The sequence below is a fragment of the Arthrobacter arnarulunnguaqae genome, assembly GCF_051262515.1.
In the GTDB taxonomy this organism is placed as follows: Bacteria; Actinomycetota; Actinomycetes; order Actinomycetales; family Micrococcaceae; genus Arthrobacter_N.
This window is the reverse complement of sequence record NZ_JBIMER010000003.1, coordinates 252,434-266,977: the sequence shown is the minus strand read 5'-3', so window position 1 is coordinate 266,977 and position 14,544 is coordinate 252,434. Positions and strand designations below refer to the sequence as shown.

The window sequence follows — 14,544 nt, the reverse complement described above, 5'->3', positions numbered from 1 at the left end:
CGGTTGGCGGTACTGCGGGAAACACCCGCCGGACTCAACATGCAAGGCTACCAAGTTCGGCAGGCATTCGATCCCAAAGAGTGGCAAGGTGGAGATTGTGAGCGAGGAACAGAACCCCAAGGTCCAAACACTTCTCATCCTCGGCGCCTCGGGCGACCTGACCGGTCGGCTGTTGCTGCCCGGCCTGGCGCGCCTGGTCGCGACCGGGCGCGTCCCCAATACAGCACTGGCCGCGGCGGGCTCGCCGGACTTCACGGCGGAGGACTGGGCCGCGCGCATCGCCGAAACCTTCGGAGATGCCAAGGCCAAAGCGCACGAGGACGGCGCCCGGGACCTTGACCGGATGGCGGCCGGTGCCAGCTACCGGGCGCTGGACGTGACGGCACCCGGTGAACTCGCGGGTCTGCTCGCCGAGTTGGAGGGGCCCATCGCGGTCTACTTCGCGCTGCCCCCCGCGGTGAGCCAGCGGGCCTGCGCGGTGCTCCTGCCCGAAGAGGTCCCGGCGGGGACGTCGTTCGTGATGGAAAAGCCCTTCGGCTCCAGCGCGGCATCGGCCAGGGAACTGACAGCCACGCTGACCCGACTGGTGCCCGAGGGAAACATCCACCGAGTCGACCACTTCCGCGGCAAGGCAACGGTCTTCAACATCCTCGGCCTGCGCTTCGCGAACCGCTTCCTGGAGCCGCTGTTCAGCAACGAGCACGTGGCGAAAATGGAGATTTTCTACGACGAGGAACTCGCCTTGGAGGGCCGCGCGGGCTACTACGACAAGGCGGGCGCGCTGCGGGACATGATCCAGTCCCACATGCTGCAGATCCTCGCGCTGCTGACGCTCAACGCGCCGGCCACCCTGGGTGAGCGCGACCTGCGGGACCACATAGGTTCCGTGCTGCGCGCAGCCGCCGTGCCGGAGGACTTCGCCAACAGCACCCGCCGCGCCGTCTACACGGCCGGAACCAGCGGCGACCGCTCCATCCCCGACTACGTCGCCGAAGACGGGGTGGATCCCGCCCGCGGCACGGAGACCCTCGCCGAGATCGAGGTCCGGATCAACAACGCGCGCTGGGCCGGGGTTCCGTTCATCCTCCGTTCGGGCAAGGCACTGGGCCGCAAGCGCAAGGAGGCCGTCATCACCTTCAAACCCGTCGCCCACCTTCCGGGTGGCTTCAAGGGCTGCGACTTCCCGACGCGCCTGCGGATCGGTTTCGGACCAGACACCCTGGACCTGGAACTGGACGTCAACGGCCCCGGCGACCTGTTCACGTTGGACCGGATCGATCTCACCGCCGAGCTCAACAGTCCGGACCTGTTGCCCTACGGCGAGGTCCTGCTCGGCGTCCTGTCCGGCGATGCGACGCTCTCGGTGCGCGGGGACACCGCCGAGGAGTGCTGGCGCATCGTCGAGCCGGTCCTCGCCGCCTGGGCCGCCGACGAGGTGCCGCTGGAGACATACCCGGCCGGCTCCGACGGGCCCGATTCCTGGGCCACCAGTGCGCCGCCGCCGGCTCAGGGAGGCAAGCCCACCGCAGGTTGAGTCGGCACACGACGACGGCGGGTCCGCCACCGTTCCACCGGTGACGGACCCGCCGTCGTTCCCCACCTGCTTGCCCGCCGTCGGTGCGGGCGGCTAAAGGGCCGCGTCCCCGCGCTCACCCGTCCGGACACGGACCGTGTCCTCGACGCCGACGACCCAGACCTTGCCGTCCCCGGCCCGGCCGGTGTTGGCGGTCGCGACCAGGACATCGACGATGTCACCCGCCCACTCGTCGCTGACCAAAACCTCCACCCGCACCTTGGGAAGCAGGTCCACGGTGTACTCGGCTCCGCGGTAGACCTCGGTGTGTCCACGCTGCCGTCCGTAGCCACTGGCCTGGCTGATGGTGAGTCCCTGGACGCCGTAGCTTTCGAGCGCGCCGCGGATGGCGTCCAGCTTGTCCGGACGAACGATTGCCGTTACGAGTTTCATGCGTTGGTCACTTCCTTCTGGTGCGACTTCAGGTGGCCGGAGGTCGCCGGATGCGGAACAAAGGTGCCGGAGGAGGTCCCCAGCCCACCGAACTCGTATCCGGTCTCGGCATGTTGGGTGAGGTCGACGCCCGTGGACTCGTCCTCCGCGTCGATGCGGAAACCCATGGTCTTGTGGATGGCCAATCCGATGATCAGGGTCATGACCGCGGTGAAGGCGATCGACACGACGGCAGCGACGGTCTGCGCCCCCAGCTGCGCGGGGCCGCCGCCGTAGAAGAGGCCTCCGCCGGCGCCCTCGGCCGGAAGCGCGATGAAGCCGAGGGCCAGGGTCCCCACCAGGCCGGAGACGAGGTGGACGCCGACGACGTCGAGGGAATCGTCATATCCCCACTTGTATTTCAACCCGACCGCGAGGGCCGACAGGACGCCAGCCAGGATCCCCAGCCCGATCGCACCGGACGGCGAGACGTTGGCGCAGGCCGGGGTGATGGCCACGAGACCGGCCACGACGCCGGAGGCGGCGCCCAGCGATGTGGGGCGCCCGTCGCGGATGCGTTCGGTCGCGATCCAGGCAAGCATCGCGGCGGCGGGTGCCACCAGGGTGTTGATCCAGATCAGGCCGGCTTCCTCGGCGGTGCCGGCGGCGCCGCCGTTGAAGCCGAACCAGCCGAACCACAGCAGCGCGGCACCGAGCATCACGAACGGGATGTTGTGCGGGCGCTGGCCGGGGTCGCGGCCAAAGCCCTTGCGCTGGCCGAGGATCAGGGCCAAGACCAGGCCGGCAACGCCGGCGTTGATGTGCACCACGGTGCCGCCCGCGAAGTCGATGGCCTCTCCGGCCCAGCCGCCGATGGCGCCCTCGGCGCTCAGCAGGCCGCCGCCCCAGACCCAGAAGGCCAGTGGCGCGTAGACGAGCGTCACCCAGATCGGAACGAACACGGTCCAGGCGCCGAACTTCGCGCGGTCCGCGATCGAACCGGAGATGAGCGCGACCGTGATGATGGCGAACGTGGCTCCGTAGCCGGCACCGATCAGGTCCTCCGTGCCGATCAGCGATTCCATGCCGAATTGCGTGAACGGGTTTCCGAAGAGCCCGCCGACGCTGTCCCCGCCGCCGGCCATCGAGTTGCCCCAAAGAACCCACACGACGCCGGCGATGCCGATCGCCGCGAAGCTCATCATCATCATGTTCAGCACACCCTTGGCGCGGGTCATGCCGCCGTAGAAGAATGCCAGTCCCGGGGTCATGAGCAGCACCAGGGCCGCGCATACCATCATCCAGACGTGACCTGCGGTCAGATCCATGTCCGTCCTCCTGTGTATTCGATGCGGGGCGTATCCCGCCTTTACACAAGGTTGTCGTCGGCATGTTTCGCCCGGCGCGTGCCGCCGTTTCGGCCGCGTTACGGTGACGGCGGCCACGTAAAAAGAACGTGGCCGCCGTGTTTCGCGCAGGTTTCGCCGGTTGCCCCGGCGCGGATCCTCAGTCCAGCAAGGCGTCGACGAAGTCCTCGGCGTCGAACGGCGCGAGGTCGTCCGGCCCCTCGCCCAGGCCGATCAGCTTGACCGGGACGCCCAGCTGGCGCTGGATCGCAACAACGATCCCGCCCTTGGCCGTGCCGTCCAGCTTGGTCAGCACGATCCCCGTGACGTTGACGACCTCGGAGAACACGCGTGCCTGGTTCAGGCCGTTTTGCCCAGTGGTGGCGTCCAGTACCAGGAGCACCTCGTCGACGGAGGCCTGTTTCTCGACCACCCGCTTGATCTTCCCCAGCTCGTCCATGAGGCCCACCTTGTTCTGCAGGCGCCCGGCGGTGTCGATCATGACGACGTCGACCTCCTGCTCGATGCCCGCCCGCACCGCCTCGAAGGCGACGGAGGCCGGATCCGCTCCATCGACGTCGGACTTGACGGTGGGGACCCCGACGCGAGACCCCCAGGTGGCCAGCTGCTCGGCCGCGGCCGCGCGGAACGTGTCGGCGGCTCCGAGCAGCACGTCCTTGTCCTCCGCGACGAGAACGCGGGCGATCTTGCCGATGGTGGTGGTCTTGCCCACGCCGTTGACGCCGACGACCATGATAATGCTCGGCCGGGCGCCCTGGCGGGTGGAAACCAGAGAGCGTTCCATGGTGGGATCCACGAGTTTGACCAGTTCCTCGCGGAGCATCAGCCGAACCTGTTCGGGATCTCGGTGGCCCTCCACCTTGACCCTCGCGCGCAGGGCGTCGATGAGCTCAAGCGTGGGTGCGGTGCCGAGGTCAGCCATGAGCAGCGTTTCCTCGATCTCGTCCCAGACGTCCTCGTCGATGTCGTCGCGGGACAGCAACGCCAGCAGGCCCTTGCCCAAGGCGTTGTTTGACTTGGCCAACCGGGCGCGCAGGCGGGCGAGGCGGCCCAGCACGGGGGCGGGCACGTCGACGGGAACGGTCTCGACGCCGGCAGGCTCCTCGACCAGCGTCGGGTCTTCGAACGGCACCTCTCGGCCACCAGGCTCCTCGGCCTCCGCCGGGCGTTCCGGGGTCGGTGCTTCGCGATCCTCGACCAGCGTGCCGCCGGTGGGGGGATCGTTTGCGTCGCGGGTCGTGGGGTAGGTTCCGGGGGGTGTCTTCCGACCGCGCAGGAAGAAGGCCGCCCCGGCGCCGATCACCAGGAAGACGGCGACGGCGACAACGATGAGTATGAGCTGATCTGTAGGCACGCACCTAGCTTATCCACGGACGCGCTCCTCCCGTGGGCGCCCATTAGAATCGTCGGGATATGAAGAACCCCCCACGCACCGTGTCGCAGGAGCCGATCCCGCGCGTTCCGGGCGAGATCAAGGTCCTCATCGGCGCGGCCTTCGTCATTGCCATCGGGTTCGGACTGATCGCGCCGATCCTGCCTCAGTACGCGCTCAGCTTCGACGTCGGCATTGCCGCAGCCGGGTTCATCGTCAGCGTCTTCGCCATGACGCGGCTGGCGTTCGCGCCCCTGAGCGGACGCCTCACGGACAAGCTCGGCGAACCGTTCGTCTATGTCGGCGGCGTGCTGACCGTGGCGGTCTCGACGATCCTGTGCGGCTTCGCGGCCGACTACCAGCAACTACTGGTGTTCCGCGCCCTTGGTGGCATCGGCTCGACGATGTTCACCGTCTCGGCCATGTCGCTCATGGCGCGCCTGGCGCCGCCGGCCATCCGGGGCAGGATCTCCGGCTACTACGCCGGCGCCTTCCTCAGCGGAAGCATCGCCGGTCCGGTCATCGGCGGCCTGCTCGCGGGCCTCGGATACCGCCTCCCCTTTTTCATCTACGGCGGCGCCTTGGTGGTGGCCGCGGCGATCGTCTATTTCTCCCTCCTTGGCGTGCGGGGCCGGCGCGGCCCCCGGCGAGACACCCGGCCCACCATGCCGCTCAAGGAGGCCCTCGCATCCCCGGTATTCCGGGCGGCCCTCGCTTCCGGATTCGCCAACGGGTGGTCCACCTTCGGCGTGCGGGTGGCCTTGGTGCCCCTCTTCGCCGCCCAGGCGTTCGACAACGGCATCGCCTGGGCCGGTGTCTCGCTGGCCCTGTTCGCGGTCGGCAACGGCGCTGCGCTCACTGTCGCCGGAAGGCTGACCGATTCCTACGGACGGCGGATCCCGATCATGGCCGGCCTCGGCGTTGGATCGGTGGCGATGGCCGGAATCGGCCTCACGGAAAACGTCGCGCTGTTCATCGCATTGTCCATCGTCGCCGGTGCCGGGATCGGCATGATGAACCCGGCCCAGCAGGCCGCCGTCGCCGACGTCGTGGGGCAGGAGGCCAACGGCGGCAAGGTGCTGGCCGCCTTCCAGATGGCCTCCGACTCCGGCGCCATCCTCGGTCCGGTGGTGGCGGGACTGTTGGCGGACCAGTTCGGCTACGGCGTCGCATTCGGGTTGACCGGCCTCATCGGCATCGCCGGCGCCGCGGCCTGGCTCAGGACCCCGCCGCGGGCGACCCCCGCCGTCCGTCCCCCGTCTTGACGGGTCGGGGAACCACGTCGCGGCGCTCCAACCGCTGGCTGATCACGGTGGAAACCCCGTCGCCGCGCATCGTCACCCCGTACAGCGCGTCGGCGACCTCCATGGTGCGCTTCTGGTGGGTGATGACGATCAGCTGGCTGGTTTCGCGCAGCTCTTCGAAGACGGTGATGAGCCTGCCGAGGTTTGTGTCGTCCAGAGCGGCCTCCACCTCGTCCATCACATAGAACGGCGAGGGCCTCGCCTTGAAGATCGCCACCAGCAGTGCGACGGCGGTCAGCGACCTCTCCCCGCCCGAAAGCAGCGAGAGCCGCTTGATCTTCTTGCCCGCGGGCCGGGCCTCCACCTCGATGCCCGTGCCGAGCATGTCCTCGGGGTCGGTCAGCACCAGACGGCCCTCACCGCCCGGGAACAACCGGCCGAAAACACGCTCGAACTGGGCGGCCGTGTCGGCGAAGGCCTCGCCGAAGACCTGCTGTACGCGCTCGTCGACGTCCTTGATGATGTCGAGCAGGTCCTTCCGGCTGGATTTGAGGTCCTCCAGTTGGGTTGCGAGGAAGCCGTGCCGGTCCTCGAGCGCGGCGAACTCCTCCAGGGCCAGCGGGTTGACCTTGCCCAGCGAAGCGAGATCCCGTTCGGCCCGCTTCAGCCGTTTCTCCTGTTCGGCGCGGACGAACGGCGTCCCGGTTTCGGCCTCCGGAAGATCCTCCCCGTCGTCGTCGACCCTCTGCCGCAACGACGCCCACTTGTCCGCCCCACCCACAGGGGCGGGAACGAGGCGGTTCGGCCCGTAGTTGGCCAGAAGATGGTCCGGGGACAGGCCGAGTTCCTCGATGGAACGGTTCTCCAGCGACTCGATCCGCGAACGTTGCTGTGCCCGGGCCAGTTCGTCGCGGTGGACCACGTCCTTCATCCGCGCGAATTCGGCGGCCAAGGCCTCCGTTTCGGACCGCGCGGCGGCCAAACGGACCTCGATGCCGGATCGGATCTCCTCGGCGGCCTCGCGTTCGGCCGCCGCGGCCTCCAGCGAGACCGCGACGTGTGCCAGGGCCCGCACGACGCCGGCGCCGACGGCACCCGCGCGGGCCGCCTGCACCCGCCGGACCTCGGCGCGCCGCTCGGCCTCCCGGCGCGCACGCCGTTCGGTGTCCGCGGCCCGTCGGAGCGATTCGATGCGTCCGCGCAGGCCCGACGCCTGGTCCTCGGTGGCCCGCAGCGCCAACCGTGCCTCGAGTTCGCCCTGGCGCGCCGCGGTTGCCGCGGCGGCCAGTGCGTCGCGTTCGCCAGTCGCCGGTTCCTCCTCCCCGGGAGACTGCCGCGCCGCTTCGAATCGCTCGATGGCCGCGGCCAGTTCCTCCTGGCCCCGGGCGATTTCGGACGCCGCAGCGTCGGCCTGGTCGGCAAGGCGCGCGCGCTCGCCGTCGGTCTGGCGCAGCACGGAGCCCAACTCGCCGAGCCGTTCGGCCACGGCCGAGATCCGGGCGTCCGATTCGTGCAGCCGTGCCAGCGCGGCGTCGCGCCGCGAGCGTGCGGCGGTTGCGCGACCGTCCAGTTCCGCGGCCTCGAAGCGCAGGCGTTCGACCTCGGCGACGGCTTCGGCCAGCCGCGCCTCGGTGTCCTCCACGGCCGCCTGCTGTTCGATCAGCGAGGTCCCCCTTCCGGATCCACCGGCCGCCCCGGCGGCCGAGAAGACGTCCCCACCCCGCGTCACGACCGTCCACTCGGGATCGGCGATGACGACGCCGGGGGCAGCCGCCGCGTCGTCCACCACGGCCGTGCGGCCCAGCAGGCGCGCCACGGCATTCGCCATCCGGGAATCGCAGGTCACGAATTCCAACAACGGCCGCGCCGGGGCCGTCGGCCGGGTACCGTGCGGTGCAGGCGCCGGAGCGTCTGCGAACAAAAGGTGGACGCGGCCGCCGTCGTCGTCACGGAGGGACCCGAGCACCGCCCCGGCGGCCTCCAGGTGTTCGGCGGTGAGCGCCTCGGCGTGCTGGCCAAGGGCCGCCGCAACGGCCGTCTCGTATCCGGGCGCCACCACGAGTTCGGCAGAGATCCGTCCTCCGATGCCACGCGGTTCGCTCCGCAGGACGTCCTCGGTGGCGTCGCGCCGGCTCAGGCCGGACCGCAAGGCCTCCAACCGCGCCGAGAGGCCTCCGCGCTCGACCTCGGCGCCCTGCCCGCGGGCCCGCAGGTCATCGAGCAGGGATTCCAACTCCCGGAGTTCCTTCTCCGCCTCCTCGAATTCGGTGTCCAGCCCTTCCTCGCCCTCTTCGACGCCGGCGGCGCGCTGCTCGAGAACGGTGAACTCCTCTTCCGCCGCCCGGTGCCGGGCCGCCACTGCTTCGCGTGCCGCCCGCAGCCTGCCGAGTTCTCCCTCCGCCGACTCGACGCGGGATCTGGTGGCGCCCACGAGACCCGCAAGCCTGGCCAGTCCCTCGCGCCGGTCGGCGGCGGCGCGCAGCAACGCCGTCAGGCGCCGCTCCTCGGCCATGGCGGACTCCTCCGCGGCCGCACGCCCGGCCACCGCGGACTCGAGGTCCGCCCGCCGCGCGGCCGTTTCACCGTTTAAGGAGGCGAGTTCGTCCTCCAGCCGTCCGGCCTGGTCGCGCAGCCGATCCGGATCCCGGACCGGATCGGGCGATTGCGGTTCGGCGGATCCCAAGAGTCGAACGCGTTCGGACGCCAAGGCACCCAGGGAGTTCAGGCGTTCGCGGGCCGCGTCGATCCGATACCAGTTGTCGCGCGCCGCGTTCACGGACGGTGTCGCGCGGCCCGCCGCCAGCTCGAGTTCGGCCAGGTCGCCGCGGGCCGCGTCCAGCCGCCCGGCCACCTCCGTCTGGCGTGTTTTGAGGGCCTCTTCTTCGGCGAGGTCCCGGTCCAGCGCATCGTTCAGCGACGCGAGATCGTCGGCAAGCAGACGCGCCCTGGCGTCGCGGACCTCGAATTGGACGGCCTGCGCGCGGCGCGCCACCTCGGCTTGGCGCCCCAAGGGTGTCAGTTGCCGCCGTACCTCGGCCGTCAGGTCCTGGAGCCTGTTGAGGTTTCCCTGCATGGCCTCCAGCTTGCGGACCGTCTTTTCCTTGCGTCGGCGGTGTTTGAGGATGCCCGCGGCCTCCTCGATGAATCCGCGGCGGTCGTCGGCCGTGGCGTGGAGGATACGGTCCAGCTGCCCTTGGCCGACGATGACATGCATCTCGCGGCCGAGCCCGGAATCCGAGAGCAGCTCCTGGATGTCAAGCAGTCGGCAGGCGGAGCCGTTGACGGCATACTCGGAGCCACCGGTCCGGAACAGCGTCCGGGTGATGGTGACCTCGGCGTACTCGATCGGCAGGGCGCCGTCGGCATTGTCGATGGTGAGGGACACCTGTGCCCGGCCCAGCGGGGGACGTCCCGACGTCCCGGCGAAGATGACGTCATCCATCTTTCCGCCGCGGAGCGTCTTCGCGCCCTGCTCCCCCATGACCCACGCCAAGGCGTCCACAACGTTGGACTTGCCGGAGCCGTTCGGACCGACCACCGCCGTGACACCGGGCTCGAAGTCGAATGTCGTGGCGGAAGCAAACGACTTGAACCCGCGGACGGTAAGGGACTTCAGGTGCACTGGCGTGGTTCCTGGCGGTGGGGCGCGGCGGGCGCGCGGGACATTTGGACACCACCAATCTACTGCCGATCGCGCCCCGTACCCCGTTCCCGGAACACCGGGGCGCATCGGCGGCGCGTGGTTTATGCCGTCTGTTGGATGTGCGGGATCCACGCCGTGCGTGCATAGTTAAGGTCTTGGGCAGTACGTCGCCGGTCGCCGTGCGTTCGGGCGAACCACACCAACTGGACGAAGGCTTGATATTGAACGGCAACGCAACGTTCCGACACGACAACTCCGCGGTGCTGGCTGTCACGGGCGTGGAGGCGCCGGTGGTGGTCAGCTCGGACGACTTCGATCGCCGGCTGGAACCGAGCCTCAAGAGGCTGAAGCTGTCGCGCCGTTTGTTGGAACGCGTCGCCGGAGTCAGTGAACGCCGCTGGTGGCCCGCGGGGACGGGCTTCGACGACGCCGCCATTGAAGCCGGATCCAAGGCGCTGGCGGAGGCCGGGATCGAAGCGGGCCAAGTGGGGCTGTTGATTAACACCTCCGTCACGCGCCGCAACCTGGAGCCGTCCGTGGCCGTGAAAGTCCATCACGGTCTGGGGTTGCCGTCCTCGGCCATGAACTTCGATCTGGCCAACGCCTGCCTCGGATTCGTCAACGGCATCACGCTGGCAGCGAACATGATCGATTCGGGCCAAATCAAATATGCTCTCATCGTGGCCGGCGAAGACTCGCAAATCGCGCAGGAACCGACCTTCGAACGACTCAACCGCGAGGACTCGACCCGGGACGACTACCTGCGCGAATTCGCCACACTGACGCTCGGCTCCGGTGCCGCCGCGGCCGTGATCGGTCCCGCGGACCGGCACCCCGGATCGCACCGGATCATCGGCGGGGTGTCGCGGGCCGGCACGGAACACCACGAACTCTGCGTGGGCGGCCCGGACGGCATGTACACCGACACCAAGGGCCTGTTGGACAACGGGCTCGAGCTCGTCGTCGGGGCCTGGAACGAGGCTCACGCGAGCGGGTGGGACTGGCGCTCCATGGACCGCTACGTCACGCACCAAGTGTCCAACTCCTACACCAACGCGATCATCAAGGCGGTGGACCTGGCCCGCGACCGCGTACCCATCACCTTCCCCAAGTGGGGCAACGTGGGACCGGCGTCGCTCCCCATGACGCTGGCCCAGGAATCGGGTTCGCTCAATCCCGGAGACAGGGTGCTGTGCATGGGGGTCGGATCGGGGCTCAACACGGCCATGCTGGAACTGGCGTGGTAGCAGCCTGGCCCGGCGTGCGGCCGGAATGGTCCCGGCGCGTTCGGGTGCCGTCCACCGCGGCCGCCTCCGCCGTCGGCGCCGTCCACGAATGGCACCTGCTGGACAACGGCGCGGAGTTGGCCCGGCGCGGCCTGGAACCCGCCGGCACCCTGTTGTGCGTGCATGGCAATCCCACCTGGTCCTACCTGTGGCGCGGACTGATCGCGGCCGCCACCGACGCGCCCACCCCGTGGCGGGTTGTCGCCGTGGACCAGCTGGACATGGGCTACTCGGAGCGCACCGGGGCCTTCCGCAGGCTTGACGACAGGGTCGCGGACCTGACGGACCTGACGGCGGCGCTGGGGCTCGAAGGTCCCGTGGTGAGCGTCGGCCACGACTGGGGCGGCCTGGTCTCGCTTGGCTGGGCCCTGCGGCACCCCGGACAACTGGCCGGCGTCGTCCTGGCCAACACGGCCGTCCACCCCGCCGGCTTCGACGTCCCGGCCGTGCTCCGCCCGGCCCTGCACCCGGCGGTCCACCCATGGGGAACCACCGGCGGCACAGCGTTCCTCGACGTCACGTACGCCCTCGCCCGGCCGCGCCTTTCCCGTGAGGTGCGCGCGGCGTTTCGCGCGCCCTATGCGACAGCGGCACGGCGCGTCGGCATCGGGAACTTCGTGGCGGACATCCCCGCGACGCCCACACATCCCAGTTGGAGCGCCCTCGAACGGATTGCCGACGGCGTCCGCGGCCTCGACGTTCCCGCCCTATTGCTCTGGGGTCCGCGCGATCCGGTGTTCTCCGACCGGTACCTGCGCGACCTGATGGATCGGCTTCCCCACGCGGATGTCCACCGCTTCGAGGGCGCCGGGCACCTGCTGCCCGAGGACCGGGACATCGCCGTCCCGGCTCTCGCATGGCTGGGACTGAACGTTGCAGCACGGGATTCCGGGACGGGCCGCGCGGCGTCACCGCCGCAGGGCGCCGCCGCACCGGCGGCGCCCGCGCGCGAAACCGAAGGGGTTCCCGCGTTCCGGCCAATGCTCGCCGAACTCGACGCACGACGCGACGACGGCGGCCCGGCCGTCGTCGACATGATCCCGGGGAAATCCGGGCAGTCGGGTACCACCAGCCTGAGTTGGTCGGAATTGGCGGCGCGGGTCGACTCCCTCGCACGCGGCCTGGCGTCCGTGGGCGTCTCCGCCGGCGACAGGGTGAGCCTGCTGGTGCCACCCGGCAGGGATCTCACGTGTCTGATCTACGCGTGCCTGCGCCTCGGCGCCGTCGTCGTCGTTGCCGACGCCGGGCTGGGCGCGGTCGGCCTCGGACGCGCGGTCAAGGGTGCCGGACCGAAGTATTTGGTGGGCATCGAACGCGCCCTCGCCGCGGCGCGCGCGTTCGGATGGCCGGGCACACGCATTTCGGCCACGCGGCTGGGAAAAACGCGCAGCGGGCTCCTCGGCGTCGTACACTCCCTGCCCGGCCTGCTGGAACGAGGTGCCGCAGCCGGCAACGGTTCGGAGCCGTTCGCTCCGGCGGGCGCCGACGACGACGCCGCGATCCTGTTCACGTCGGGATCCACGGGCCCCGCGAAGGGCGTGGTCTACACCCAACGCCAACTCGCCGCCATGCGGGACACCATTCGGAACACGTACGGCATCTCCCCGGGTTCCGCCCTGGTCGCCGGCTTCGCCCCGTTCGCCCTGCTGGGACCGGCCCTGGGCGCCACCTCGGTGACGCCAGACATGGACGTGACGGCGCCCCGCACGCTGACGGCCGCAGCATTGGCGGACGCGGCGTCGGCCATCGACGCGTCCGTGGTTTTCGCCTCCCCCGCCGCGCTGGCGAACGTGGACGCGACCGCCGGGGCGCTGGACGACCCCGGACGGCAAGCCCTGGCCCGCGTTTCCCTGGTGCTCTCCGCCGGCGCCCCCATTCCGGAAAGCCTGCTGGACCGCATCCGGCGGCTGATTCCCGCGGCGACCTTGCACACGCCCTACGGAATGACCGAGGCGCTGCCGGTCACGGACATCGACCACGCGGGCATCCGCGCCGCCGGGGCGGGCAACGGGGTCTGCGTGGGGCTGCCCGTCTCCGGAGCCAGCGTGGCCGTCGCCCCCCTGGACGACGACGGGGCGGCGTCAGGCGCTCCGTCCACCCGGGCAGGGGCAACCGGAGAGATCCTCGTCTCGGCGCCGCATGTCAAGGACCGCTACGACCGGCTCTGGATCACCGAGCGTGAGAGCTCCTCGCTTCCCGGCTGGCACCGCACCGGGGACGTGGGCCACCTCGATGCCGCGGGTCGGCTCTGGGTGGAAGGCCGGCTCGGGCACATCCTGACCACCGCGGGCGGGGTCCGCACTCCCGTGGCCGCGGAGCTTGCCGCGGCCGCCGTGCCCGGCGGCGGGCGCGCCGCCGTCGTGGGCGTGGGACCGGCTGGAACCCAGGCCGCCGTCGTCGTGCTGGAGACGGATCCGCCCGCAAAGACCGCCGGCAGGGCCGCGGACGCGCTCGGCACGGCCGTGCGCACCGCGGTGGTCACGGCGACGGGTCTCGAGGTGGCCGCGGTACTGGCGGTACCCCGGCTGCCAACCGACGTGCGGCACAACTCGAAGGTCGACCGGGTGGCGGTGGCCGGGTGGGCCACCGCCACGTTGGCCGGAGGAAAGGCCCCGAGGCTGTGACGCCGGATCCGCTCCCCAGGCACGGCCGGGACGTCCTGGTGACCGGAGCCAGCGGCATGCTCGGCCGCGCCGTGGTCCGACTGCTGGCCTCGCAGGGGCACCGCGTCCAAACGTTCCAGCGGCGGTCGGCGGGCGGGCCCGCAGCGTCGAACCGGGGCTCCGTCACGGACCCGGATGCCGTCGCACGCGCCGTGGCCGGCGTCGACGCAGTGATCCACCTCGCGGCCAAGGTGTCCTTCACCGGAGGCTGGGACGAGTTCGCCGCGACAAATATCGAAGGAACCGGCAACGTGGTCAGGGCCGCACGCGATGCCGGGGTCCGGGACCTCGTGTTCGTGTCGTCCCCCTCCGTGGCCCACCTGGGATCCGCGATCGCCGGCGCGGGCGCGGAACCGGCGGACCCGGTTCGGGCCCGCGGCCACTACGCCCGTTCCAAGGCCGCAGCGGAGCTGTTGGCGCTCGGTGCGGACACGGCGTCGTTCCGCGTGGCGGCCGTCCGGCCGCACATTGTGTGGGGTCCCGGCGACACCCAGCTGGTGGAGCGGGTACTGGACCGCGCCCAGGCGGGGCGGCTTCCCCTCCTCGACGGCGGAACCGCGCTGATCGACACGACCTACGTGGACAATGCCGCGGCCGCGATCGTTCGCGCCCTCGCACGCATGGGCCACGCCCACGGACGGGCCCTGGTGGTGACCAACGGCCAGCCCCGGCCCGTCGGGGACCTCCTGGCCGGAATTTGCCGCGCCGGCGGCGTCGCGGCCCCTCGCCGGAACGTGCCGGGTCGGCTTGCACGGGCGGCGGGGTCCCTGGTGGAGAAGGCCTGGACGCTGGCCGGGGACCGCGGCTGGGTCCGGGACGAACCGCCGATGACCCGCTTCCTCGCCGAACAGCTCTCCACGTCCCACTGGTTCGACCAGCGCGAGACCCGCAGGATCCTGGATTGGACACCGGAGGTCGGACTTGACGAGGGTCTGCGGCTGCTGGCCGCCCACTACGGGGGGACCGCCCCCGCGACGGCCACTGTCCGCGCGGAGAACACCGACCACAACACCGGAGGATGAGC

General features: G+C 70.5%; 9 protein-coding genes. 5 read left to right on the top strand and 4 right to left on the bottom strand.

What is annotated here, in order from left to right:
• The first annotated feature begins 97 nt into the window (after positions 1 to 97).
• Positions 98 to 1,534 (top strand): glucose-6-phosphate dehydrogenase, encoded by a 1,437-nt coding sequence (locus ACHAAJ_RS04935; protein WP_435726819.1) that lies wholly within the window; start codon positions 98 to 100, stop codon positions 1,532 to 1,534.
• Between the two features lie 93 nt (positions 1,535 to 1,627).
• Here the strand turns inward: ACHAAJ_RS04935 and ACHAAJ_RS04930 are convergent, their stop codons facing one another.
• From ACHAAJ_RS04930 to ftsY, 3 genes are all read right to left on the bottom strand, one after another.
• Positions 1,628 to 1,966 carry a P-II family nitrogen regulator gene (locus ACHAAJ_RS04930; RefSeq protein WP_435726818.1) on the bottom strand — a complete coding sequence of 113 codons (339 nt, stop codon included), beginning with the start codon at positions 1,964 to 1,966 and terminating at the stop codon, positions 1,628 to 1,630.
• Positions 1,963 to 3,273, bottom strand: coding sequence for an ammonium transporter (locus ACHAAJ_RS04925; RefSeq protein WP_435726817.1), 1,311 nt, complete (start codon positions 3,271 to 3,273; stop codon positions 1,963 to 1,965). Before ACHAAJ_RS04925 ends, ACHAAJ_RS04930 begins: the two co-directional genes overlap by 4 nt.
• Positions 3,274 to 3,451: 178 nt before the next feature.
• Positions 3,452 to 4,666, bottom strand: coding sequence for a signal recognition particle-docking protein FtsY (gene ftsY, locus ACHAAJ_RS04920; protein ID WP_435726815.1), 1,215 nt, complete (start codon positions 4,664 to 4,666; stop codon positions 3,452 to 3,454).
• 59 nt (positions 4,667 to 4,725) lie between these two features.
• Here ftsY and ACHAAJ_RS04915 point away from each other — a divergent pair, with 59 nt between their 5' ends.
• Positions 4,726 to 5,949, top strand: coding sequence for an MFS transporter (locus ACHAAJ_RS04915; protein WP_435726813.1), 1,224 nt, complete (start codon positions 4,726 to 4,728; stop codon positions 5,947 to 5,949).
• Here the strand turns inward: ACHAAJ_RS04915 and smc are convergent.
• Entirely contained in the window at positions 5,903 to 9,550 is a 3,648-nt protein-coding gene (smc, locus tag ACHAAJ_RS04910) for a chromosome segregation protein SMC (RefSeq protein WP_435726812.1), read from the bottom strand. The genes ACHAAJ_RS04915 and smc overlap by 47 nt on opposite strands.
• A gap of 242 nt (positions 9,551 to 9,792) precedes the next feature.
• On the opposite strand from smc, the gene ACHAAJ_RS04905 reads away from it, so the two are divergent.
• The 3 genes from ACHAAJ_RS04905 to ACHAAJ_RS04895 are packed head-to-tail and all read left to right on the top strand — an operon-like array spanning position 9,793 to position 14,542.
• Complete coding sequence (locus ACHAAJ_RS04905; RefSeq protein ID WP_435726810.1) at positions 9,793 to 10,818, top strand: 3-oxoacyl-ACP synthase III; 1,026 nt, start codon at positions 9,793 to 9,795, stop codon at positions 10,816 to 10,818.
• Positions 10,812 to 13,481, top strand: coding sequence for an alpha/beta fold hydrolase (locus tag ACHAAJ_RS04900; protein WP_435726808.1), 2,670 nt, complete (start codon positions 10,812 to 10,814; stop codon positions 13,479 to 13,481). Before ACHAAJ_RS04905 ends, ACHAAJ_RS04900 begins: the two co-directional genes overlap by 7 nt.
• A complete protein-coding gene (locus ACHAAJ_RS04895; protein WP_435726806.1) occupies positions 13,478 to 14,542 on the top strand; it encodes an NAD-dependent epimerase/dehydratase family protein in 1,065 nt (354 codons plus the stop codon). Before ACHAAJ_RS04900 ends, ACHAAJ_RS04895 begins: the two co-directional genes overlap by 4 nt.
• The last annotated feature ends 2 nt before the right edge of the window (positions 14,543 to 14,544 follow it).

What these genes read in the sequence shown, in the direction of transcription:
- ACHAAJ_RS04915 (WP_435726813.1), top strand. Translation starts at nt 4,726, where the DNA reads ATGAAGAACCCCCCACGCACCGTGTCGCAGGAGCCGATCCCGCGCGTT.
- ACHAAJ_RS04930 (WP_435726818.1), bottom strand. Translation starts at nt 1,966, where the DNA reads ATGAAACTCGTAACGGCAATCGTTCGTCCGGACAAGCTGGACGCCATC.
- ACHAAJ_RS04925 (WP_435726817.1), bottom strand. Translation starts at nt 3,273, where the DNA reads ATGGATCTGACCGCAGGTCACGTCTGGATGATGGTATGCGCGGCCCTG.